This window comes from Nonomuraea sp. ZG12 (assembly GCF_052068115.1).
GTDB lineage: Bacteria > Actinomycetota > Actinomycetes > Streptosporangiales > Streptosporangiaceae > Nonomuraea.
Window position 1 is genome coordinate 108,870 of record NZ_JBQHCW010000004.1, and the last position, 22,224, is coordinate 131,093.

Genomic DNA, 22,224 nt, shown 5'->3' on the forward strand with positions numbered 1-22,224 from the left:
CAGGGAGAGGCGGCCCTCGCCGGCCGTGCCCGCACGACCGGCGAGAGAGTAACGGGCCTGGGTCAGCAGCCCGTCACGGGCAGGGAGCAGAGCTTGGCGGCCATCTTCGCGGCCTCCTTGAGCTGCTTGGCATAGTCACTGGAGCGGATGCTGCCGTACTCGCCCGACACGGCGTAGATGGCCACCGCGCGGGCCTTGCGGACCACGACCGCCCGTTCGCCGCCGATGGCGGGCTTGGCGCCGTGGTAGTTCTGGCTCGCGAAGCGGAAGGCCTCGTCACCGATGCGCACCGGAGTGGCGTAGGCGCGGGTGACGAACTCGCCGTCCGCGTCGCGGGCGCACCGCTTCACCTGGCCGCGCAGGCTCGCCATCGCGGCCTTGGCGGCGGCGCTGGAGCGGTAGACGACCACCTGCTCACCGGAGAAGTGCTCGGGCGCGGTGTAGCCGACCGTCCGCATCGCCACCGGTTCGCGCCCCTTGTCGCGCCGCCCCTTGTCGCGTGCGGGCTTGAGGTCACAAGGATTGACCAGGAGGGTGCGGGTCCGGCTCTCGCTGATGGTCCACTCCTCCTCGCCCGGGTACTTCACCGGCTCGCGGGCCGTCTTCTCGTGCAGCAGGAAGTTCGCCGGTATCGCCCACGCGGTGCCGGCGGACGCGACCGTCCCCCCACCCAGGACGACCGCCGCCGCGACCGCGCCCCCTGTCACTGCCTGGAGTGCCTTGCTCGTCATCATCGGATCTCCCCGTTCCCGGTGGTGTCGGGTAATGTGACGCCGCCGGGAAGGCAAAGGTTCAGGCGGCCTCGCGGGCGGAGACGAGGACCCCGAGGATGGCCCGGGTCTGCTCCCACGGCACCGGGCTCGGCGCGCCGTCCACCATCCGCAGGAACGCCTCGATCGTCCCGGCGTATCCCAGCCCGAGCACCGGATCGTCCCCGCCCTCGATCACGATGCGCTCGGACCCGCCGCGCCTATGCACGGTGACGCCGTACGACTCGCCCTCGGACACGCCGACGATCTCGACCACCCCGGTGATCCCGCTCCCCCACTGCAGGGCCAGCACCCCGGTGTCCTCGGACCTGAGCGTGTCGTAGTGCCTGGTGGCCCCGGCCGCACCCACCAGCCGCACGTCCGGCCCGAGCAGCGCCACCAGCAGCTCCACCCCGTGCACGCCCATGGTCACCATGGTCCCGCCACCCTCGGCGGGAGTGTCCTGCCAGGCGTTGTAGCCGGTCGCCCAGAGCCCCACGTCATGCCGTACGGTCGCGCGCACGGACAGCACGCCGGCCGGATCGACCTCCACCCCGGCGAAGGCCGGCGCGAACCGCAGCACCGAGGCCGACATCACCCGCTCGTGGATCGGCAGCCGGTCGAGTCCCGCCAACTGCTCCCGCGTCGCGGCGGCGGGCTTGTTCACGAAGCACGCCACCCCGGTCTTCAGCACCTCGCCCAGCGCCTCCGGCACCTGCGGGTTCGGCACCGTCAGCACCACCCCGTCGGGCCCGGTGTCCAGCGCCCCCGCGAGACTGTCCGCCACCCGCGCCCGCGGATACTCGGCGACGAACCGCCGCAACCGCTCCGCGTCACGCTCCCACACCACCAGCTCGGCATGCCGGGCCAGCGTCCGGGCGTCGGTGTACGGATGGCTGGTGGCGAGACCGGCGAGAACGATGCGCACGGCGTCCTCCATTCAGATCAGCGGCGGAAACGCAGACCATCATGACAGCCCCCGTCGAACCACCGTTCGGGGTGACACTGAGTGCTCGGCCGGGTACGATTGTGCTGCCGCCCATCGCTGATGGGAGTGGAAGTGAGCCCGGGTGGACTGCCGGACGACAGGAGCCCGGGCTGTGCGCTGCCCAGGCTCAGTCGACCACGACGTAGGTCATCTCGACACCGGCACCCACAGCAGATGCTCCAAGCACTTGCGCCGCGCCCTCTCCTGACGCTTGGGATCGAGCCCAGTGCCGACGGCCACGCAAGCGGACGGTCGCAGGGCAGCGACGGCCTCGATGATGGCACTCCTGCGCTTGTGGTTCTCATCACGCCAGTGCAGTCGTCGCTGGCGCCGCAGAAGCAGCGCTCGCAGCGCGGCCCTGTGACACTCTGCCCGTACCGGAGAAACCAGCACGGCGGCCATCAGGTCGAAACCATGCGAGAACCGCATGGACTCGTCCGACGTAAGCGGAGAACGGGGGGGGTTCACGAGGAATCATGCCAGCCCCGCCTTTCACGTACAGTGATAACCTCTTCACATTTCGTCCACCTCGGCGGAGGTGCGGCCGCCTGAGAGTCTGGCGTAGCCGGGGCCTCGGTCGAAGAAGCGGTCGGTGGTGGGGCGGAGGTTGGCGCGGAGTTCGGCGGTGCCCTGTTCGTCGATGCGGTCGCCGTCCAGGACCACGCCGTAGTCGCCGAGGGCGCCCGCGATCGAGACCTTGCCGTCGCGGACGTCGGCCGCCACCGCGCGCGGATCGCGGTCGTAGGGGGAGCCCCAGCCGCCGCCTCCCGTGGTGCGGATGCGGATGATCTCGCCCGCCTGCACCGGGTGGTCGTCCACCAGGCCTTCCATCTCCTTGCCCGCGATCTCCACCCGGAACGGACGGCCGGCCAGACCGCCGTTGACGCCCCAGCAGGACAGGATGGAACGGTCGGCGATGGACATGTACGACGCGTCCCGCAGCATGCGGATGTGCTTGTCGTAGCCGAGGCCGCCCCGGAACATGCCGGGGCCGCCCGAGTCGCAGGCCAGCGCGAGCCGCTCCACCCGGAACGGCCAGCGGGCCTCGGCGAACTCGACCGGGATGTTGCGGGAGTCCGGCACCACGTGGATGGTGTCCTCGCCGTCGGCGTACCAGCGCCCGCCGGAGCCGCCGCCGAGGACCTCTCTCATCAGGTACGGCTGCCCGTCGGCGTCGACGCCGTGCACGCCGGTGTAGCGGATGGTCTCCTGGTCGGCGGGCATCCGGCCGCCCGTGGCCTTGGCGAGCACGCCCGCCAGGACGCCCAGCAGGCGGAGGATGACGAAGGTGCGGGCGTTGGTGGGGGCGGGGAAGATCGGGGTGAGCAGAGTGCCCTTCTCCGGAAATATCATCTTGATGAGAGGTACGACCCCCTCGTTGACGTCGAGCTCGGCCATGCGCTCCGGCGAGTCGGCCAGGTTGCGCAGGATGGGCGCCAGCCACTTCTTCAGAAAGACACCGTCGGCGTAGTCGCCCGCGTGGTTGATCGGCCCCTTGGCCTGCGGTGACGTGCCGGTGAAGTCGATCGTCAGCGGTGCGTCGGCCGCGTGGTCGACGGTGAGCGTGATGCGCTGCGCGTGCAGGCGGGGCTCGTCGACGCCGTCGTGCTCGGCGTAGTCCTCCCAGGTGTAGACGCCCTCGGGGATCTTGGCCAGCAGTTCCCTGCGGAACGTCTCGGTGGTCTTGTCGATGATCGTGTCGAAGCACTCCTCGACGGCGGCCCTGCCGTACCTGTCGAACAGCTCGCTCAGACGGCGGGCGCCCATCAGGCACGCCGAGCACTCGGCGTCGAGGTCCCCGGCGAGCGAGTCCGGCATCCGGGAGTTGCGCGTCATGATGCGCAGCGCCGTCTCGTTCGGCACGCCCTCGTCCCACAGCTTGATCGGCGGGACCATCAGCCCCTCCTCGAACACCGACCGGGCGTGCGAGGGCATCGAGCCCGGCACGGAGCCGCCGATGTCGTCGTGGTGGCCGAACGCCTGCACGAACGCCACCACCTCGCCCTGGTGGAAGACCGGGACGGTGACGCACAGGTCGGGCAGGTGGCCGATGCCGCCCTCGGACAGGTAGACGTCGTTGTGGAAGTAGACGTCGCCCGGCTTCATCGTCTCGACGGGGAAGTCGCGGACGATCGGCTGGACGAGCGCGCTGTAGGACCGGCCGGTCAGCTTGCGCAGCCGTACGTCGTGGATGCCCGCGCGGAAGTCGTGCGCGTCGCGGATCATCGGCGAGCGGGCCGTGCGCGCGATGGCGGTCTCGACCTCCTTCTCCACCGAGGCGAGGGTGCCCTCGACGATCTCCACCAGAATCGGGTCCGCAGCCTTCACCCCACGACCGCTCACACCCCCCGCACGCGGATCCGTCCGCGCATCCACGTGCGGGTCCGCGAGCTGGTCCGTGGGCGCGTCGACGCCCGCGTCCACGTGCGGGTCCACTGGGTCCACCTGCGGGGCCGTTTCTGAGGCCGCCGCCGATTCGGGGGGTGCCTCTGAGTCGTTCACCGGAGCCTCACCGTTCACGCCGCACCTCCACGTTGCCGTACTCGTCCACCTCGGCGGTGAAACCGGGGTGGATGGGGATGGTGGAGCCGTACTCCTCGATGACCGCGGGCCCCTCGACGACGGCGCCGGGTTCCAGCGCGGCGCGCTGGTGGATCGGCGTGTCGTGCCGCTCCTCGAAGTGCACCTTCCTGGCCGCCGCCACGGGCTCGACCTTCTGGTACGGGCTGCGCCGGATGGCCGGCCGGGTGATGGGCCCGATGCCCGAGACGCGGAAGTTGACCCATTCGACGCCGTGGCGCTGATCGTCGCGGTAGGCGTAGCCGTACAGCTTCTCGTGGGCGTCGTGGAAGCGGCTCACCACCTCCTTCCGCCAGCCCTCGTCGATCGGCCCGGCCGGGGCGGGGACGCGGACCTCGTACGCCTGCCCGTAGTAGCGCAGGTCGGCGCTGCGGACGTGGACCGGCTGGTCGAAGCCCTCGCGGTCGAGCGCCTCGGCCGCCTCGGCCTCCAGCTCGGCGAACAGCCGCGCCGTCGTGTCCAGCTCCAGCTCGCGGGTGACGTGCGTACGGACGTAGTCGTTCTTGACGTCCACGGTGAGCAGGCCGAACGCCGACACGTTCCCCGGCTCGGGCGGGACGATCACCGCGGGCAGGCCGAGGATGTCGATGAGGCGGCAGGCCAGCAGCGGCCCCGAGCCGCCGAACGTCACCAGCGGGAAGTCCCGTACGTCCAGGCCGCGCTTGACGGTGAGCCGGCGGATCGCGTTGCTCTGGTTGAACGCGCTGATCTCCAGGATGCCCGTCGCGGTGCGCTCGGGGGTGAGCCCGAGCTTGTCGGCCAGCGCCTCGATGCCCGTCCGGGCGGCGTCGGCGTCGAGCGGGATCTCGCCGCCGAGCAGGTGCGGCGGGATGCGGCCGAGGTAGACGTGCGCGTCGGTGACGGTCACCTCGGTGCCGCCCCTGCGGTAGCAGAGGGGGCCGGGGTCGGCGCCCGCCGAGCGGGGGCCGACCTTGAGCGTGCCCTCCGGCGAGATCCACGCGACCGAGCCGCCGCCCGCTCCCACGGTGACGATGTCGATCATCGGGATCTTGCAGGGGTAGCGGCCGACCGCGCCCTCGGTGGTGATGGACGGCTCGCCGTCGATCACCACCGCCACGTCCGTGGAGGTGCCGCCGCCGTCCAGCGTGATCACCGACGGGTGGCCGGCGGTGTCGGCGATCAGCGCCGCGCCGAGCGCGCCCGCCGCCGGCCCCGACAGCACGGTGGTGATGGGCTGGTTGACGACCTCACGGGCCGACAGCACGCCGCCGTTGGACTTCATCACCGAGAACGTCCGGCCCAGGCGGCTCGACAGGTTGGCGATGTACCGGCGCATGCCGGGCTTGACCGCCGCGTCGACCAGCGTGGTGACGGCGCGCTCGTACTCGCGGTATTCACGCAGCACGTCGCTGGAGATCGAGACGACCGCCTCGGGGTGCTCGCGCGCCAGCACCTCCCGCATCCGCCGCTCGTGGTCGGGGTTGGCGTAGGAGTGCAGGAAGCAGACGCCGATCGTGGTGACGCCTCTGGTACGGAACCAGCGGGCCACCTCGACCGCCTGCTCCTCGGGAAACGGCCGGACCTCGGCGCCCAGGTGGTCGAGCCGGCCGCCGACGGTCCGCACCAGGTGCACCGGCACGATCCGCGGCGGCTTGACCCAGAAGTAGGAGTTGCCGTAACCGTCGGGGACGCTCTGCCTGCCGATCTCCAGGATGAACTCGAAGCCCTCGGTGGTGATCAGCCCTAGGTCGGCGATGCGCTCTTCGAGCAGCTGGTTCGTGGCCACGGTGGTGCCGTGCACGATCGAGGAGACGTTGTGCTCTCCCAGGTGCTCGCCCAGATGCTCGCCCAGCTTGCCGAGGCCGGTGACGAACCCGTCGGCCGGGTTGGCGGGGGTGGAAGGGGTCTTGGTCGTGACGATCTCACCGGTCTGCTCGTCCACGGCCACCACATCGGTGAACGTGCCGCCGGTGTCGACTCCAATACGGACGCTTCGCATGGCTCCTCAGCTTCGGCGCCGGCCGAGCACTTCGTGGATGACCTTTGGCGCGTTCTCGGTGCCGACGTAGGCCGCGAGTCGCACCACCATCTCCTGCGATTTGGCCAGCTCGGCCTCCACCCTGGCCTTACCCGACTGGCCGGCCTGCACGCCGAAGTAGGCGCCGATGATGGTGCCGACCACTCCGGCGACGCCGGCGAACAGCGCGGCGAACTCGCCGGTGGCGAACACGGCCGCGCCGAACGCGACGAGCACGGCGATGATGCCGGTCACCACCACGAGGAAGCCGTAACGCCATCTGGCCGCATCGGCCTGCGCGGCCGTGACATCGTCCGGCGTCATCATGGCGTCGAGTGTGGGCGGTTTGTCGGTGACCACAGATTCCTCCTGTTGTTTCAGAGGAGAAATCTCCCATGAGGTCATAGAACTAGCCAAGCGATAAGGTGGCACCCCGTGACTGATCTGTCTGCCTTGTCTCCTGTGCCCTCGGGGTCCCGCGCCGCTGTGCTGAAGTTCTACTTCGGCCCCATGGACTGCGGGAAGTCCACGCTGGCGCTGCAGATGAACTACAACCACAGCCGCCAGGGCAGGCGTGGGCTGGTGCTGACCAAACATGACAGGTCGGGCGGCCCGAGGGTCACCAGCAGAATAGGGCTCGGCCGGGAGGCCGTCGAGGTGGTCGACGGCCTCGATCTGGTGGAGCTGGTACGCGGACACGACCGGATCGACTACCTCATCTGCGATGAGGCGTGCTTCTACGCCGTGGAGCAGATCGAGCAGCTCGCCGACCTGGTCGACGAACACGGCGTCGACGTCTACGCCTTCGGCCTCGCCTCGGACTTCAGGTCGGTGATGTTCCCTGCGGCGCAGCGGCTGTTCGAGCTCGCCGACGAGGTGTGCCGGCTGCAGGTCGAGGTGCTGTGCTGGTGCGGGCGGCCGGGGCTGCTGAACGGCAGGATCGTCGGCGGGCGGCTGGTGCGCACCGGCGAGCAGGTGGTCATCGGCGACACCGACGCCTCCCCTGTCCGCTATCAGGTGCTCTGCCGCCGCCACCACCGCACGGGGCTGCTCGGCGAGGGCATGCCGCAGGGAGCAGGGGAGCCCGGGGAATCCGTCGTCGGTCAGACCGCGCAGTAACCGTCGTCGCATCCGTCGGCGGGGGCGGCGAGCTGGGTGATCGGCTTCTGGCCGGTGCGTTCGGCGACCTCGTCGATCGCGGCCTCGAACGTCTCCACCGGCTGCGCGCCCGACACCGCGTACTGGCCCTCGAACAGGAACAGCGGCACCCCGGTGACACCGAGCGTGCGCGCCCTGGCGATCTGCTCGCCGACCTGCTCGGCGCCCTCCCCCGTGTCGCGTACGCCGACCTCGGTGGCGAGCTGGGCCAGCACCTCCGGGTCGCTGACGTCCAGCCCGTCGGTGAAGTGCGCGCGGAACAGCCGCTCGGCCATCTCCATGCCGAGCCCCTGCCGGGACGCCACCTCGACCAGCCGGTGCGCCTGCAGCGTGTTGGCGCTCAGCGCACGGTCGTAGCGCAGGTCCAGGCCCTCTTCGGCGGCCACGCCGATGACCCGGGAGGCCATCTGCCCGGCGTTGGCGCCGAACTTGCGGTCCAGCATCGCGAGCACCGGCTCGGCCTCGGCGGGCGTGCTGGGATCGAGCTGGAAGGGACGCATCGCCACTTCGATCGTGCCGCCCTTGGCGCGGAACGCCTCAGCCGCCCGGGCGAAGCGGGCGTGGCCGATATAACACCAGGGGCAGACCACGTCGGAGAAGATTTCAACTTTCACGTTCGATGACAACCTGTGGCGCGGCTGCGGCATTCCACTCCTGTACGGTCAGCCGGAGGCGAGCTCCTCCAGCCTGTAGGGGAGGTAGGCCGAGCCGTCCACGAGGGCCGACGCCCCGCGCCACCAGCCGAACCACTCGGCGCTGCGCCACATCCAGTCCACCCGCTCGATCGCGGCCACCACGTCGCCGACGTCCGCCCAGCGCTCGCCCAGCTGCTCGGCGGTGGCGCCGTGGCGCAGCGCCCAGTCGCGCAGGATCCGGGCCGCCGCCGCCTCCACCGGCTTGGTGTACGGGTCGGGCTCGTCACCCGGCAGGCGGTGCGGGCCCAGCCCGGCGGCCACCCCCCAGCTCCACTGCGCCTCGGCGGGGCGGGAGTAACGCAGCGAATGGAAGTCCAGGTTGGAGCCGAGGTCCTCGTCGGCCCGCCGGGTGACCACCGCGTCGAGCCGTCCGCCGGCGTCGAAGTGGACGACCAGCCGCTGGCCCGGCCGCACGCCCTGGGGCAGGTCGAAGCGGTCCTCCGCCTGCCAGGAGTTGAGGTCCACCTCGGCGGCCGGCTCACCCCACAGCTCGTCGGCGGCGTCGTCGGACACCCAGGCGGCCAGCATCTCCAGCGCGGTCAGGTCCGTCCACGGCTCGATCGCGACCGCCGTGCGCAGCACCTCGTCGGGCGCGGGCAGCTTGCCGCCCCTGGGCCGCGTCCACCACTCGACGCCCAGGTCCCGGGTGCCGACGAGCAGCGCGGCGATGGCGGCGAGCTCGGACGACCGCCGGGTGAGCGACGCGCCCACCGCCAGGCCGACGCAGCGGTCGGCACGCTCGTCACCGATGACCGGGCGCGCGTCGGCGATCAACGCGTCGGCGGTCGGGTGCTCCTCTCCGAGCAGGTCTCTGACGACTCGTCTGGCCTCGGTCCGTGCGTCTTCAGCATGTGCCTGCCGCATACCGTCACGCTACGCCGGGAGATCCTTTTCCGCGAGACCCGGCACGTCCGGGCCTGGGCCGCTCGCCTCCGGCCTGCGGCCGGCCCCGCGAATCCTGCGGGCCACGGCCAGACCCCGCGAAGCCGGCGGCCCCTCCGCCCCCTGAGCGCCGCCGAAGCGTTAGCGGCGGCCGCGACCGAGCAGCCAGCCCACGGCCGCGCCGGTGAGCGCCACGCCCGCGCCCATGCCGAAGGCGGCCAGCATCACCCAGGGGCGCGTCTCGGTGCGTTGCTTGACCGGTCGCTCGTAGACGGCCGGGCCGGCGACCGCCGCCCGGCCCGGCCATGGCTCCCGTGGTGCCGCCTCGGAGACCGGCCGGCGCAGACCCCCTTCCCCGGTTGCTCCGGGGACCGGCAGGTCAGGGCTGCCTTCGCCGAACTCCCCGACGGGCGCTCCCGTGGGGCGGTCGGGGGCGCGGAGGTGGTCCTCCACGGCCGCGAAGAACTCACCGGCCGTCTTCTTGGCCACTGAGCCGAGCATGCGCTGACCCACTCCGCCGATCATGCCGCCGATCACCGCGTCGGCGTCGTAGTCGACCCGGGTGCCGCTGTCGATCTCGCTGAGTCGTACCAGCACGGTGGCGTCCACCGTGCCCGGCGCGCCCTGTCCCCGGGCTCTGAGCACGAAGCTCTCCGGTGCGGAGGGGTCGGCCAGCGCCACCTCCCCCTGGTAGACGCCCTTCAAGGACGCGATCCCCGCGTTGACCGTCATCCGGTAGGTGTCCGGCCCGCACGCCTCCAGGCGCTCACAGCCCGGGATGGTGCGCACCAGCACCGCCGGATCCTGCAGCGCGGCCCACACACGGTCTCTTTCGATGCCGATCACGGCACTGCCTGCGACTTTCACACAGCCACTCTAGAAAGCGATCTCCCGCCGCGATAAGGGCAACACCTGCCCAACCGGTTCCCGATCCCTCAGGAGGGCTGGCAGGATGGGGCGGCATTGTGCGGGGGGACGACGGGGGCGGCAGAGGTGGGCGAGGCGAGGGCGGCACCCTGCGGGCGGCCAGGAGCTGCGGCCTGACCTCGGTGCTGCTCTGGACCGCCTCCGTCCAGCCGGGCGGCAGGATCGCCTACCAGTCGCCGGACAAGAAGCTGCACCCGGGCGACATCCTGCTCCTGCACTTCCGCCCCGGCCTGGGCAGGGACTTCCGCGTCCTGGTCACGAAAATCAAGCGCCGGGGCTTCGAGCTGGGCAACCTCCAGGCGTACCTGGAAGCCGCCACCTCCGCGCGCAGGTAGGCCCCCGTCCGCCCTGAGGCGTAGGCGGCGGTCAGCCGCGCGGGTGACGCGCCGGACCACCGCCGGGCGCCATCGTTGAGCCTCGTGTGACCAAGGTCGCATCGCATTGCTCTACAGGCTGTAGTACTACTTTGAGTAGATGTACTACAGCCCGTAGAGCTCAGGACCGGCGAGGGGAAAATGGACGCACTAGATCTTGCGCGGTGGCAGTTCGGGGTGACCACCGTCTACCACTTCCTGTTCGTGCCGTTGACGATCGGCCTGGGCGTCTTCGTGGCAGGACTGCAGACCGCCTGGCACCGTACGGGGAAGGAGCACTACCTCCGGCTGACGAAGTTCTTCGGCAAGCTCTTTCTGATCAACTTCGCGATGGGCGTGGTCACCGGCATCGTGCAGGAGTTCCAGTTCGGCATGAACTGGTCGGAGTACTCCACCTTCGTGGGTGACGTGTTCGGCGCGCCACTGGCCATGGAGGCGTTGCTGGCGTTCTTCATGGAATCCACGTTCCTGGGCCTGTGGATCTTCGGCTGGGACCGGCTGCCGAAGAGGGTGCACCTGGCGTGCATCTGGGCGGCCGCGATCGGCTCGAACCTTTCCGCCTACTTCATCCTGGCGGCCAACGCGTGGATGAAGCACCCGGTCGGCTACGAGGTCGTCGACGGCAAGGCCCGGATGACCGACCTGTGGGCGGTGCTGACCAACTCGACCGCCCTGGCCCAGGTGCCGCACGTGATCGGCTCGGCGTTCGTGGTGGCGGGCGGGTTCGTGCTGGCGGTGTGCGGCTACTGGCTGCTGCGGACGCGCGCCGACATGTGGCGCGGCGCCGCGCGGGCGGCGCTGGTGATGACGGCCATCGCGGGGGCGGTCGTCGCGGGCACCGGCGACACGTCCGCCAAGCTCCTGTACGAGCAGCAGCCGATGAAGCTGGCCTCCGCCGAGGGGCTCGAACGCGACACCGCCGGCGCGGCGTTCTCGGTGGCGCCCGGCATCGAGATCCCCAAGGTGCTCAGCTTCCTGTCCACCAACGACTTCGACGCCACCGTGCAGGGCACCGAGGACCTGCAGGCGCGCTTCGAGAAGGAGTTCGGCCCCGGCGACTACCGGCCGAACCAGACGATCGTGTTCTGGTCGTTCCGCGTCATGATCGTGTTCGGCCTGGCCACCGTCGGCCTGTCGGTGCTCGCCCTGTGGCTGACCCGGCGCCGCCGGCCGATGCCGCGTTGGCTGTCCCGGCTGTTCGTGCTGGCCCTGCCCGCGCCGCTGATCGCGGTGACCGCCGGCTGGCTGCTGAGCGAGATGGGCAGGCAGCCCTGGGTGGTGGCGGGCGAGCTGCTCACGGCGGCCGGCGTCTCCCCCGGGGTGAGCCTGACCGAGGTGGCCATCTCGCTGACGATCTTCACCCTGCTGTACGGCTCGCTCGCGGTGGCGGAGGTCGTCCTGCTGACCAGGCATGTGCGCAAGGGCCTCGACGAGCCCGAGCCCGTCCGCGCGGCCGAGAAGCTCGAACCGTCGCTCATGTATTGAGACGCGGACAATTCTGAGGTGCGGACAGTCATGAGGTGCACACAATGATCGACCTGTGGTTCGTCATCATCGCCTTCCTGTGGACCGGGTACTTCGTCCTTGAGGGCTTCGACTTCGGTGTGGGGTTGCTGGCGCCGTTCGTCAGCGCGGACGGCGAGGAGCAGCGGCAGAGCCTGCAGACGATCGGCCCGGTCTGGGACGGCAACGAGGTCTGGCTGATCACCGCCGTGGGCGCCATGTTCGCCGCCTTCCCGGCCTGGTACGCGGGCATGTTCAGCGGCTTCTACCTGCCCGTCGTGCTGGTCCTGGTCGGCCTGATCGTGCGCGGCGTCGGCCTGGAGTGGCGCGGCAAGGTGGCCGACCCCGCCTGGTGCGACCTGGGCATCGTGGTCGGCAGCGCGCTGCCGGCGTTCGTCTGGGGCACGGTCTTCGCCGATCTGCTGTACGGCAGCGCCGGGGCGGCACTGCTCGGTGGGGCGTTCTCGCTCTCGGTGTGCCTGTTGCACGGCGCGGTGTTCCTGGCGCTGCGGACCGAGGGTCCGGTACGCCGGCGCGCCAGGACGGCCGCGCTGGCCGCGAGCGTCGTGGTGATCCCGGTGGCCGTGGTGGCGCTGTCGAGCATGGGCTCCGCGCCGGCGCTGGTCGCCTTGGGCCTGCTGGCGGCGGCCACCGTGCTGGTCTTCATGCGCAGGGAGGGCTGGGCGTTCACCGCCATGGCGGCGGCCATCGTGCTGGTCTCGGTGGCGGTCTTCAGTCAGCTCAGGGGCGCGCCCCTGCCCGGCCTGACGCTGGCCGAGGCGGCCTCCGGCCCCTACACGCTGACCATGCTGACCTGGATCGGGCTGATCGCGCTGCCGTTCGTGCTCGGCTATCAGGGGTGGACGTACTGGGTGTTCAGAAAGCGTGTTCAGGTGGCGACGGTGCCGCCGAGGTAGAGGCGGCCCAGACGGGGGTCGGCGGCCAGCCTGCGCGCGGGGCCGGAGATGTGCACCCGGCCGAGGTCGAGCACGCAGCCGACGTCGGCCATCTCCAGCGCCCGGCGCGCGTTCTGCTCCACCAGCAGCACCGCGACCCCGGCCCGGCGCATCAGGTCGATCTGGTCGAAGACGGTCTGAGTGGTGCGCGGGTCGAGCCCCATCGACGGCTCGTCGAGCAGCACCACGGCGGGTTCGAGCATGAGGGCGCGGGCGAACTCGACCTGCTTCTGCTGCCCGCCGGACAGCAACCCGGCCATGCTTCCCCACCTCTCGGCGACGACCGGGAACAGCGCCTTGACCTCCTCGATCCGCCGCTCCAGCCTGGCCGTGTCGCGGACGGTGTAGCCGCCGAGCCGGACGTTCTCGGCCACCGTCATCTCGCGGAAGACGCTGTGCCCCTGCAGCACGTGGGCCAGCCCGAGACCGAGCAGCCGCTGCGGCGAGCGGCCGGTGACGTCGTGGCCGTTCAGCAGCACCCGGCCCGACCTGGGCGCGAGCAGTCCGCTGGCGACTCTGAGCACGGTGGACTTGCCCGCGCCGTTGGGGCCGACCAGGCAGACCACCTCGCCGGCTCTGACCGTGACGGACAGGCCGCGCAGCACCGGCGCCGCCCGCCCATAACCGGCCACGACCTCTTCCAGGCAGAGCACGATCTCAGACACCTAGGTACGCCTCCAGCACACGAGGGTCGTTGCGCACCGCCGAAGGCGGCCCTTCCGCGATGGGCCTGCCCCGGTCGAAGACGATCACATGGTCGCTCATGCCCATGACCATGTCCATGTTGTGCTCGACGACCAGGAACGTGCGGCCTTCGGCGTTGAGGTCACGCACCAGCGTGACGATCCGGTCGATGAGCGCCGGGTTGACGCCGCCCGCCGGCTCGTCGAGCAGCACCAGCTCGGGCTCGGCCATGAGGACGGCGGCCAGCTCCAGCAGTTTCTGCTGGCCGTAGGAGAGGTTGCGGGCCTCGGCCCGCTCCAGGTGGTCGATGCCCATCCGGCGCAGCCAGTGGCGGGCCCGCTCCACCTCACCCCTGTCGTGCAGCCCGGCCAGCAGCTCGCGCAGCCGGGTGCGGCGGACGGCGACGAGCATGTTCTCCAGCACGGTCAGGCGGGGGAAGATCCGGCAGAGCTGGAAGGTGCGGCCGAGGCCGGCGTGCGCCACGCGGTGTGGCGAGTGTCCGGTGATGTCGCGGTCGCGGTAGGTCACGCGGCCCGAGTCCGGCATGATCATTCCGGTGACGAGGTTGAAGAAGGTGGTCTTGCCGCAGCCGTTCGGGCCGATCAGGGCGTTGATCGCGCCGCCGCGGATCTCGACGGACGCCCCGTCCACGGCCAGCACCCCGCCGAAGGCCTTGGTCAGCCCCTCCGTGCGCAGCGAGATCATCGGGCCGCCCCTTCCAGCCGCTGCCCCGCGCTCTCCTCGGGGATGGATCCCGTGTCCCGTTTCCTGGTGAACCTGGCGATGATGCCCTCCGGCATGAAGAGCACCACCAGGATGAGCAGCAGCCCGGTCGCGGTCAGGTGAATCTGCGTCTCGCCCAGCGCGACCAGGAAGTACTCGCCGGCCGGGGCGACGATGAGCGCGCCGAGCAGCGGGCCGAGCAGGTGCCTGGCCCCGCCGAGCAGGCTCATCAGCACCATGTACGAGCCGATCAGGATGGAGAAGACGAAGATCGGGTCGAGACTGCCGAACCAGAGCGCGTACAAGCCTCCCGCCAGGGCGACGAACAGGGCCGACAGGGCGAAGGCGGCGACCTTGTAGGCCGCCGTCGGCACGCCGAGCGACTCGGCCTTGTCCTCGTCCTCCCTGATCGCCCGCAGTCCGGCGCCGAAGCGCGAGCGGCCGATGAACCACCAGGCCGCCAGCACCAGGGCGAGCAGCGCCAGGAACAGGTAGAAGAACACCAGGTGCGTCTCCCCTCGGTGCAGATCCGGGAACGGCGAGGGCACCTGCAGGCCGGTCGAGCCGCCGGTCAGCGAGCGCCAGCCCTGGACGAGCAGGTTCATCATCGACACCAGCGCGATCGACACGATCACGAACGACGCGCCGCGCACCCGCACCGCCGCGATCCCCACGGCCACGGCGAACCCCGTGACCAGCACTGCCGCCGCGAGCAGCGCGACGAGCCAGGGCACGCCCAGCCGGGTCACCAGCAGCCCGGTGCCGTACGCGCCGAGCCCGAAGAACGCCGAGTGGCCGAGCGAGACGTAGCCGGTGAACCCGCCGAGCAGGTTCCACGAGGTGGCCATCGCCGCATACATCACGGTGAGCACCCCGGCGTAGACCAGGTAATAGTTGGGCACGAGCCACGGGTAGCCGATCGCCAGCGCGGCGGCGAGCGCCAGGAGTCCTCTAGAAGCGATGCGCAAGCCGGCCTCCGAAGAACCCCTGGGGACGCACGAGCAGGGTCAGGAAGAGGAATACGTAGAACATCATCGTCGCCCAGGTGGCGTCGACCGTCACCAGCACGAGGCCTTCGACCACGCCGAGCATGACCGCCGCGAGCGCGGCGCCGAGCACGCTGCCGAGGCCGCCGACCACGATGATGGCCATCAGCTTGCCGATCCACACCCAGTGCGAGGCGGGGAAGAACGGCGTGATCAGGGCCAGCACCGTGCCGCCGACGGCGGCGGTCGCCAGCCCCAGCCCGAATCCGTAGCCGGCGACCCGCTCGGTCTGGATGCCGACCAGCCTGGCCGCCTCCCGGTGCTGGATGGTGGCGCGCAGCGACCGGCCGAACCTGCTCCTGATCAGCACCGCGAACAGCACGCCGAGCGTGACGGCGGCGACCCCGAAGGCGATCAGCTTGTCGTACGGCAGGTGCACCCCGCCCACGGTGAACGACCGGGTCGCGTAGTCCATGCTGATCGACTTGTAGGACCCGCTGTAGACGGTGCCGAGCAGCCCTTCGATGGTGAGCGCGAGGCCGAAGGTGAGCAGCACCGACATCATGGCCACGTTCTCGGGGTCCAGCCGGGCGATGAGCAGCCGCTGCACCGCCACCCCGAGCGCGAAGAAGATCGGCACGGTGAGCGGCAGCGTCAGGAACGGGTCCACGCCGAGCGCGGTGTGCAGCGTGTACGTCAGGTAGGCGGCCAGGAACAGGAAGGCCGGGTGCGCCACCATCACCACCCGCATGACGCCGAAGTACAGCGACAGCCCGGAGGCGAGCAGGGCGTACAGGCCGCCCGTCAGCACGCCCAGGGCCAGCCCCTGCAGGAGCAGGCTCACCACTGCTTCTTCGGGTAGACGAGCTCGGTCGTCTGGGCCTCGGACCCCTCGGGCAGCACGATCTCGACCTTGCCGTCCACGTACTGCTGGATCATGTGCGCCTGCTCGGGCCGGCCCTTGTCGTCGAAGGAGAGCGGGCCCACGACGGTGTCGAAGGTGGCCTGCCGCAGGTGGGCGGTCAGCTTGTCCTGGCACTCCTTGGCGGGCTCGACGCATTTGACGGCGTTGACGGCCGCCTCGACGACCTGGCCGACGGTGTAGCCGTTGGCGGCGTCCTCGTTGGCCTCTCCGTCGAACATCTCCTGATAGCGCTTGACGAGCTCGTCGTTGCCGGTGAAGCCGGAGCGGGCGGACCAGCCGACGGGCGAGACGATGTGCTCGACGGCGCCCTTGACCGCGTCGGGGAACTCCGACAGCGTCGGCCCGGTGGAGAAGGCGGCCAGCTTGGGCTGCACCTTCAGCTCCTGCAGGGCGCGCACCAGGCCCACGGAGTCCTCGAACTGCGTGCCGCCGACCACGATGTCCGGCTTCGCGGCGGCGATCTTGGCGGCGATGGGCGAGAAGTCGGTGGTCTCCGGCGGGTAGACCTCGTCCACCACCGTCTCGATCCCGGCGGCGGCCAGCTTGTCCCTGAGCCCGTAGGCCGTGCCCTGCGCGAACGGGTCGTCCAGGCTGGCGTACGCCGCGGTCTTGGGCCGTTGGTCGGCGGGCAGCTTGACGAGGTAGTCGGCCAGATAGTCGTAGTGGTCGTCCGCGATGGCGGGAGCGGCGTAGAACAGTCGCGTGAAGCCCTGCTCGAAGACCTCCTTGGCGGCCCCTGCGGGCTCCACGAAGAGCATGTCGTACGACTCCGCGACCTTGGCCGCCGGGATGACCAGCCGCGAGGAGAACGGCCCGAAGACCAGGTTGACCTTGTCCTGGGTGATGAGGGACTCGTAGTCGGAGCTGACCCTGTTGGGGTCGGAGGCGTCGTCGCGGAAGATCAGCTCGACCGGCCTGCCGAGCAGCCCGCCCTTGGCGTTCACCCGGTCCGCCCAGACCTGGTAGCCCTCCTGGATACCCTTGCCAGGCTCGGAGAAGTCGCCGGTCAGCGGGAGTGAGATGCCGATCTTGACTGGTCCCTGTCCCGGCTGCGGCGCCGCGCCGGGCTCGTCCGTCTTCGCGCAGGCGGCCAGTCCCAGACTCACTATCGTGATGATCGCCAGGCCGTTGAGAACTCTTGCCATGGGGGGCACCTCCGTGAGAAGAGGTAGTACGTAAGCGCTTTCGCAAGCGCTTTCGGTCACGATTACACGCGATTCACCGCCAGACAAGGGGGATGTGCGATGCCGTCTCCGCCCCGGCTCATCGATGTCGCCAGAGCCGCCGGGGTCTCACTGGCGACGGCGTCGCGGGCCATGACGGGCAGCGCCGGCGTACGCGCGGAGGTCGCCGCGCACGTGCGGGCGGTCGCGTCACAGGTCGGCTACGTGCCCAACAGCCATGCCAGGGCGCTGGCCGGCGGGCAGGCGTCGATGGTCGGGCTGATCGTGCATGACGTGGGCGACCCCTACTTCGCCGAGATCGCCAGGGGCGTGCTGCGCGAGACCGACCGCCGCGGCTATCTGGCGCTCATCAGCCAGACCGAGCGCGATCCGCGGGCCGAGCTGGCCAGGATCCGGGCGCTGAGGGCGCACCGGGTGACCTCGATCGTGCTGGCCGGCTCGGGTTACGTCGAGGCGGACGCGGAGGCGGGCACCGCCGCCGAGGTGCGCTCGTTCACCGCGGCGGGCGGCCGGGTGACGGTGATCGGCCGCCATCACCTCCCGGTGGACGCGGTGCTGCCCGACAACGTCAACGGCGGCGCCACCCTCATGCGGCACCTGCTGGAGCTGGGCCACCGCCGCATCGGCGTGCTCGGCGGCCCGGCGAGCCTGACCACCGTCGAGGACCGGCTGGCCGGGCTGCGGTCGGCCGCCGACGCCGGCGGGCTCGGCTGGCAGGCGATCCCCGTCGTGCACGGCGACTTCACCCGCGAGGGCGGCGCGGCGGCCGCCGCGAGGCTGCTGGCGGCACACCCGGCCCTGACGGCCGTGGTCGCGCTGAACGACCCGATGGCGGTAGGCGCGCTGTCATGGCTGCTCCACAGCGGGCGCCAGGTGCCCGAAGAGATCTCGCTCGCCGGGTTCGACGACGTGCCGGTGGCCGCCGACGTCTACCCGGCGCTCACCACGATCAGACTGCCGATGATCGCGATGGGCCGGCAGGCCCTGGAGCTGGCGCTCAAACCTCCCGCCTCCCGGCCACGCCGCCGCCGCACCACGCACGAGCTGGTCGTCAGGGCGTCCACCGCGCCGGTCAGCCGGCCGTCGGGGTCGGGCTGACGCGGTGGTCCGTCAAGTGCAGGTCGCCCTTGAGCGGACCCTGAATCGTCTTCAGCACCTTGAGGTCGCCCAGCACCGTCCACAGCGGGCCGACCAGGTGCGGCTTGTACTCGGGCGCCTGGTCCATCCAGGCGTTCTTCCCTTCCTCACTGGTGAAGGTGTTCACGAAGAACTCGCCGGCGTCGGTCTTGCAGTAGCCGGTGCGCAGGTCGCTCGCGTCGACCTGCATGCGGGGTTCGCAGCCCACCTGGGCGGAGAGGTCCTCCACGGTGAGCGGCACCGCGGGGGCCTTGTTGTTCGCGGCGGCGACATAGCCGCCGCCGCTCTCGTCGCCTCCTGGCGCACATGCTGCGACGAGCCCGACCAGCAGCGCGAAAGCGGTCAGACGTGAATAAGTCGTCATGTGCGGAGGTACGCAGGCTTCGCCGCCGGGGTTCAGCGCAAAATGACACAACCGCGTTCGGCCAGCCGGCGCAGCACCGGAGGGTCGCCGTCGAGCTTGTTCCAGCGCAGGTCGAGCCGGTCCAGCGCGGGCAGCTCGGCCGGCAGCTCGCGCAGGCGGTTGTTGCGCAGGTCGAGGTGGGTGAGCCGGGGCAGCCGCGTCAGCGCGTCGGGCACCGAGCGCAGCAGGTTGTCGCGCAGGTCCAGCACGCGCAGCTCGCCCAGCTCCGCCATCGAGCCGGGCAGCGCCGTCAGCCGGTTGCCCCGTAGGTGCAGCTCACGCAGGCGGCCCAGCGCGCCGATGGAGTCGGGCAGCGCCTCCAGCCGGTTGTTGTAGAGCCGGAGCTCCACCAGCGACCTCATCCGGCCGAGGCTCCCGGGCAGCCGGGTGAGGCGGTTGTCGGTCAGGTTGAGGTAGGCGAGCCGGTCCAGCCTGCCGAGCGCCTCGGGCACCTCGGTGAGCCCGTTGTCGCTGGCGTACAGATAGTCCGTGAGAGGTAGGTCGGCCAGTTCGGGCGGGAGCGAGGTGAGCCGGTTGTGCCCCAGGTCGAGCATGCGCAGCGCGCTCAGCCCGCCGATGGCGGCGGGCACCTCGGTCAGGGCGTTCTCGGCGAGGTTGAGTGATGCGAGACCGGTCAGCTTCCACAGCCCGCCGGGCACCCCGGTCAGCCCGTTGCGGCCGGCCGAGAGGTGCCGGAGACCGCGTGGCAGCCCCTCGGGCAGGGTCCGGACGGCGTTGCCGTACAGGAAGAGCGTTTCCAGGTGCGGCGGGCAGCGCGGGAACTCCGTCAGCGCGTTGCCGTCCAGATGGAGTGCGCGCAGCGCGGTGAGGCCGGACAGGTCGGGCAGCGCGCGCAGGCGGTTGCCGTCGAGCCTGAGCTCCTCCAGCGAGGGCAGCCGAGCCACCCAGGGCGGCAGCTCGGTGAGCTCGTTCCAGGCCAGGTCGATCAGTCGCGCACGGGCCAGTTCGGCGGCCGTGCCCGGCATCGCGGTCAGGCGCTCGCCCGGCGCCCGTAGTTCGGTGTTCACCTACGAGATCATGCCCTTCGGAGGTCGAACAGCTCCGAGGGGGAGATCGGCATCCGGTCGATGTCGATGCCCTCGGCGTCCTCCAGGGCCGAGGCGATCACCGCGGAGACCGGGATCACCCCGGCCTCGCCCGCGCCCTTGATCCCCAGCGGGTTCAGCGGGGACGGCGTCTCCAGGTGGCCGGTCTCGATGTGCGGGACCTCGGTGGCGTACGGCATCAGGAAGTCCATGAAGGAGGCGTTCTGCAGCTGCCCGTCCGCGTCGTAGGCCATCCGCTCGTACAGGGCGCCGCCGATGCCCTGCGCCACTCCCCCGTGGATCTGCCCCTCCACGATCATCGGGTTGATCAGCTTGCCGCAGTCGTGCACGACGACGTAGCGCACCACGGTGATCTCGGCGGTCTCCGGGTCGGTCTCCACGATGGCCGCGTGCATGCCGGCGGCGAAGGTGGACCTGATCGGCGAGTAGTAGCCGCGCCCTTCCAGCCCCGGCTCCTCCCCCTCGGCGACCGGCGGCCGGTCGGGCGAGGCGACCCCGGCGAACTGGGTGGCCTTGGCCGTCTCCTCGTCGAAGGCGTACCGCAGCGGGTTGGCCAGCACCGCGACCGTGGACAGCGGGATGGACGCCGACGGCGAGCCCGCCACGTGCACCAGCCCGTCGCTGATGGTCAGGTCGGCCGGGTCGGCCTCAAGCGCGTCCCCGGCGATGCGCAGCGCCTTCTCCCGCACCTTGGCGCAGGCCAGCGCGATGGCGTTGCCGCTCATCACGGCCGCGCGGGAGGCGAAGGTGCCCACCGCGTAGCCGAAGCGGCGGGTGTCGCCGGTGACGACCGAGACCCGCTCGATCGGCACGCCGAGCCGGTCGGCGGCGATCTGCGCGAACGCGGTCTCGTGCCCCTGCCCCTGCGAGGTGAGCCCGGTCGAGACGTGCACCCGCCCGTCGGAGGTGATCTGCACGTGCCCGCCCTCGTACGGCCCGACGCCGGTCCCTTCGACGTAGCAGCCGATGCCGATGCCCCTGCCGGGCGCGGGCCGGAAGTCGTCCCAGCCGATGAGCTCCTTCACCATGCGCAGCATCCGGGGGTAGTCGCCGCTGTCGTAGATGAGCGGCCGCCCGTCCTGGAAGATCATCCCCTGGTCGTACGGGAACTCGTCCGGCTGGATGAAGTTGACCTCCCGCACCCGGGTCCGATCCTTGCCCAGGTGGCGGGCGATCTTGTCCATGGTCCGCTCCATGCAGAACACGCCCTGCGGCCGTCCCGCGCCCCGGTAGGGCGTGACCTGCACGGTGTTGGTGTAGACGGCGGTGAACTCGACCCGGTAAGCCCCGATCCGGTAGGGGCCGAGCAGCTGCGTCGAGGTGACGATGGGCACGATGATCCCGTACGGCGTGTAGGCGCCGTGGTCGTGCAGGATCGTCACGTCCAGCCCGAGCACCCGCCCCTCGTCGTCGAACCCCACCCGCACGTGCTGCACCTGGCCACGCTCGTGCGCGGCGGAGATGAAGTGCTCACGCCGGTCCTCGGTCCACTTCAGCTCGCGGCCGAGCAGCATGGCCGCCCACGGCACCAGGATCTCCTCCGGCCACGGGTGCACGATCTTCACGCCGAACCCGCCTCCCACGTCCGGGGCGATCACCTCGACGTGCGGCAGCGGCAGGCCGAGCGCGGCGGCGATGGCCATGCGGACGCTGGTGGAGGTCTGGGTGCTGGAGTAGACGCGCAGGTCGGTGCCGTCCCAGCGGGCGTGGACGCCGCGGCCTTCGAGCGGCGTGCTGGCGCTGCGCTCGATGTCGAGCCGGAAGGCCAGCGTGTGCGGGGCCGCCGCGATGGCCTCCGCCGCGCTGCGACCGGTCTCCGACGGGACCTCCTGCACCAGGTGCGCGCCCACGTTCCCCGGCACGTCCTCGTGCACCAGCGCCGAACCGTGCGCCGCCTCCTCCAGCCCGACGACCGGCTTGAGCGGCTCGTAGTCCACCTCGATCAGCCCGCAGGCGTCCTCGGCGAGATAGCGGTCGGCGGCCACCACCATGACGACGGGCTCGCCCACGTGCCTGACGACCTCCCTGGCCAGCGGGTAGGCGGTGCGCCCGTGGGTGAGGGCCGGATGCGGGATCAGCAACGGCAGCGGGCGGCCGACCCGCTCCGGCAGGTCCTCCCAGGTGTAGATGGCCACCAGGCCCGCCACGTCCAGGGCCGCCGACACGTCGATGTCCCGGATGCGGGCGTGCGCGTGCGGCGAGCGTACGAACGCGACCGCGAGCGCGCCGGAGCCCAGGTCGTCGAGGTAACGGCCGTGCCCGGCGAGCAGCCGGGGGTCCTCACGGCGGCGCACCGGCTCCCCGAACAGCCTGGTGGTCACGGGC

Annotated in this window: 21 protein-coding genes; 5 read left to right on the forward strand and 16 right to left on the reverse strand. The window is 71.0% G+C overall.

Annotation, left to right across the window (positions count from 1 at the left end; genetic code table 11):
- Positions 1 to 62 precede the first annotated feature (62 nt).
- From ACTMTF_RS14780 to ACTMTF_RS14800, 5 genes are all read right to left on the reverse strand, one after another.
- The gene (locus ACTMTF_RS14780) at positions 63 to 734 is read right to left on the reverse strand and encodes a hypothetical protein (RefSeq protein ID WP_441111126.1); all 672 of its coding nucleotides are present in this window, start codon (positions 732 to 734) and stop codon (positions 63 to 65) included.
- A 58-nt stretch (positions 735 to 792) separates the two neighbouring features.
- On the reverse strand, positions 793 to 1,677 hold the full coding sequence (locus tag ACTMTF_RS14785; protein ID WP_441111127.1) for a Gfo/Idh/MocA family protein: 885 nt from the start codon (positions 1,675 to 1,677) through the stop codon (positions 793 to 795).
- Positions 1,678 to 2,250: 573 nt separating this feature from the next.
- Complete coding sequence (locus ACTMTF_RS14790) at positions 2,251 to 4,173, reverse strand: hydantoinase B/oxoprolinase family protein (RefSeq protein ID WP_441111128.1); 1,923 nt, start codon at positions 4,171 to 4,173, stop codon at positions 2,251 to 2,253.
- A 73-nt stretch (positions 4,174 to 4,246) separates the two neighbouring features.
- A complete protein-coding gene (locus ACTMTF_RS14795; RefSeq protein WP_441111129.1) occupies positions 4,247 to 6,277 on the reverse strand; it encodes a hydantoinase/oxoprolinase family protein in 2,031 nt (676 codons plus the stop codon).
- A gap of 6 nt (positions 6,278 to 6,283) precedes the next feature.
- Positions 6,284 to 6,655: a hypothetical protein gene (locus ACTMTF_RS14800; RefSeq protein ID WP_397002476.1), complete on the reverse strand. Its 372-nt coding sequence runs from the start codon at positions 6,653 to 6,655 to the stop codon at positions 6,284 to 6,286.
- Between the two features lie 75 nt (positions 6,656 to 6,730).
- Here ACTMTF_RS14800 and ACTMTF_RS14805 point away from each other — a divergent pair, with 75 nt between their 5' ends.
- Complete coding sequence (locus ACTMTF_RS14805) at positions 6,731 to 7,414, forward strand: thymidine kinase (protein ID WP_397002478.1); 684 nt, start codon at positions 6,731 to 6,733, stop codon at positions 7,412 to 7,414.
- Here the strand turns inward: ACTMTF_RS14805 and ACTMTF_RS14810 are convergent.
- The 3 genes from ACTMTF_RS14810 to ACTMTF_RS14820 form a co-directional block, all read right to left on the reverse strand.
- Positions 7,399 to 8,067 (reverse strand): DsbA family oxidoreductase, encoded by a 669-nt coding sequence (locus ACTMTF_RS14810; RefSeq protein ID WP_441111130.1) that lies wholly within the window; start codon positions 8,065 to 8,067, stop codon positions 7,399 to 7,401. The two genes, ACTMTF_RS14805 and ACTMTF_RS14810, sit on opposite strands and share 16 nt — an antisense overlap.
- Before the next feature lie 48 nt (positions 8,068 to 8,115).
- Positions 8,116 to 9,012, reverse strand: coding sequence for a hypothetical protein (locus tag ACTMTF_RS14815; protein ID WP_441111131.1), 897 nt, complete (start codon positions 9,010 to 9,012; stop codon positions 8,116 to 8,118).
- 159 nt (positions 9,013 to 9,171) lie between these two features.
- Positions 9,172 to 9,897, reverse strand: a complete 726-nt coding sequence (locus ACTMTF_RS14820) for an SRPBCC family protein (RefSeq protein WP_441111132.1) — start codon at positions 9,895 to 9,897, stop codon at positions 9,172 to 9,174.
- Between the two features lie 98 nt (positions 9,898 to 9,995).
- On the opposite strand from ACTMTF_RS14820, the gene ACTMTF_RS14825 reads away from it, so the two are divergent.
- From ACTMTF_RS14825 to cydB, 3 genes are all read left to right on the forward strand, one after another.
- A complete protein-coding gene (locus tag ACTMTF_RS14825; RefSeq protein ID WP_441111133.1) occupies positions 9,996 to 10,292 on the forward strand; it encodes a hypothetical protein in 297 nt (98 codons plus the stop codon).
- 180 nt (positions 10,293 to 10,472) lie between these two features.
- Positions 10,473 to 11,816 carry a cytochrome ubiquinol oxidase subunit I gene (locus tag ACTMTF_RS14830; RefSeq protein ID WP_441111134.1) on the forward strand — a complete coding sequence of 448 codons (1,344 nt, stop codon included), beginning with the start codon at positions 10,473 to 10,475 and terminating at the stop codon, positions 11,814 to 11,816.
- A 44-nt stretch (positions 11,817 to 11,860) separates the two neighbouring features.
- Positions 11,861 to 12,751: a cytochrome d ubiquinol oxidase subunit II gene (gene cydB / locus ACTMTF_RS14835; RefSeq protein ID WP_441111460.1), complete on the forward strand. Its 891-nt coding sequence runs from the start codon at positions 11,861 to 11,863 to the stop codon at positions 12,749 to 12,751.
- On the opposite strand, the gene ACTMTF_RS14840 is transcribed toward cydB, so the two are convergent.
- The 5 genes from ACTMTF_RS14840 to ACTMTF_RS14860 are packed head-to-tail and all read right to left on the reverse strand — an operon-like array spanning position 12,724 to position 17,253.
- Positions 12,724 to 13,455, reverse strand: coding sequence for an ABC transporter ATP-binding protein (locus ACTMTF_RS14840; RefSeq protein WP_441111135.1), 732 nt, complete (start codon positions 13,453 to 13,455; stop codon positions 12,724 to 12,726). The genes cydB and ACTMTF_RS14840 overlap by 28 nt on opposite strands.
- Positions 13,448 to 14,179 (reverse strand): ABC transporter ATP-binding protein, encoded by a 732-nt coding sequence (locus ACTMTF_RS14845; RefSeq protein ID WP_441111136.1) that lies wholly within the window; start codon positions 14,177 to 14,179, stop codon positions 13,448 to 13,450. The genes ACTMTF_RS14840 and ACTMTF_RS14845 overlap by 8 nt, the downstream gene beginning before the upstream one ends.
- Positions 14,176 to 15,165 carry a branched-chain amino acid ABC transporter permease gene (locus ACTMTF_RS14850; RefSeq protein WP_441111137.1) on the reverse strand — a complete coding sequence of 330 codons (990 nt, stop codon included), beginning with the start codon at positions 15,163 to 15,165 and terminating at the stop codon, positions 14,176 to 14,178. Before ACTMTF_RS14850 ends, ACTMTF_RS14845 begins: the two co-directional genes overlap by 4 nt.
- Positions 15,149 to 16,027 carry a branched-chain amino acid ABC transporter permease gene (locus tag ACTMTF_RS14855; RefSeq protein ID WP_397002496.1) on the reverse strand — a complete coding sequence of 293 codons (879 nt, stop codon included), beginning with the start codon at positions 16,025 to 16,027 and terminating at the stop codon, positions 15,149 to 15,151. The genes ACTMTF_RS14850 and ACTMTF_RS14855 overlap by 17 nt, the downstream gene beginning before the upstream one ends.
- Positions 16,024 to 17,253, reverse strand: coding sequence for an amino acid ABC transporter substrate-binding protein (locus ACTMTF_RS14860; protein WP_441111138.1), 1,230 nt, complete (start codon positions 17,251 to 17,253; stop codon positions 16,024 to 16,026). The genes ACTMTF_RS14855 and ACTMTF_RS14860 overlap by 4 nt, the downstream gene beginning before the upstream one ends.
- Positions 17,254 to 17,352: 99 nt before the next feature.
- On the opposite strand from ACTMTF_RS14860, the gene ACTMTF_RS14865 reads away from it, so the two are divergent.
- Complete coding sequence (locus ACTMTF_RS14865) at positions 17,353 to 18,390, forward strand: LacI family DNA-binding transcriptional regulator (RefSeq protein WP_441111139.1); 1,038 nt, start codon at positions 17,353 to 17,355, stop codon at positions 18,388 to 18,390.
- On the opposite strand, the gene ACTMTF_RS14870 is transcribed toward ACTMTF_RS14865, so the two are convergent.
- Genes ACTMTF_RS14870 through cutA form a run of 3 tightly spaced genes read right to left on the reverse strand, consistent with a single transcriptional unit; the run spans position 18,365 to position 22,220 of the window.
- Entirely contained in the window at positions 18,365 to 18,793 is a 429-nt protein-coding gene (locus tag ACTMTF_RS14870) for a hypothetical protein (RefSeq protein WP_441111140.1), read from the reverse strand. The genes ACTMTF_RS14865 and ACTMTF_RS14870 overlap by 26 nt on opposite strands.
- 32 nt (positions 18,794 to 18,825) lie before the next feature.
- Entirely contained in the window at positions 18,826 to 19,860 is a 1,035-nt protein-coding gene (locus tag ACTMTF_RS14875; protein ID WP_441111141.1) for a leucine-rich repeat domain-containing protein, read from the reverse strand.
- Between the two features lie 8 nt (positions 19,861 to 19,868).
- Positions 19,869 to 22,220 (reverse strand): aerobic carbon-monoxide dehydrogenase large subunit, encoded by a 2,352-nt coding sequence (gene cutA, locus ACTMTF_RS14880; protein WP_441111142.1) that lies wholly within the window; start codon positions 22,218 to 22,220, stop codon positions 19,869 to 19,871.
- Positions 22,221 to 22,224 lie beyond the last annotated feature (4 nt).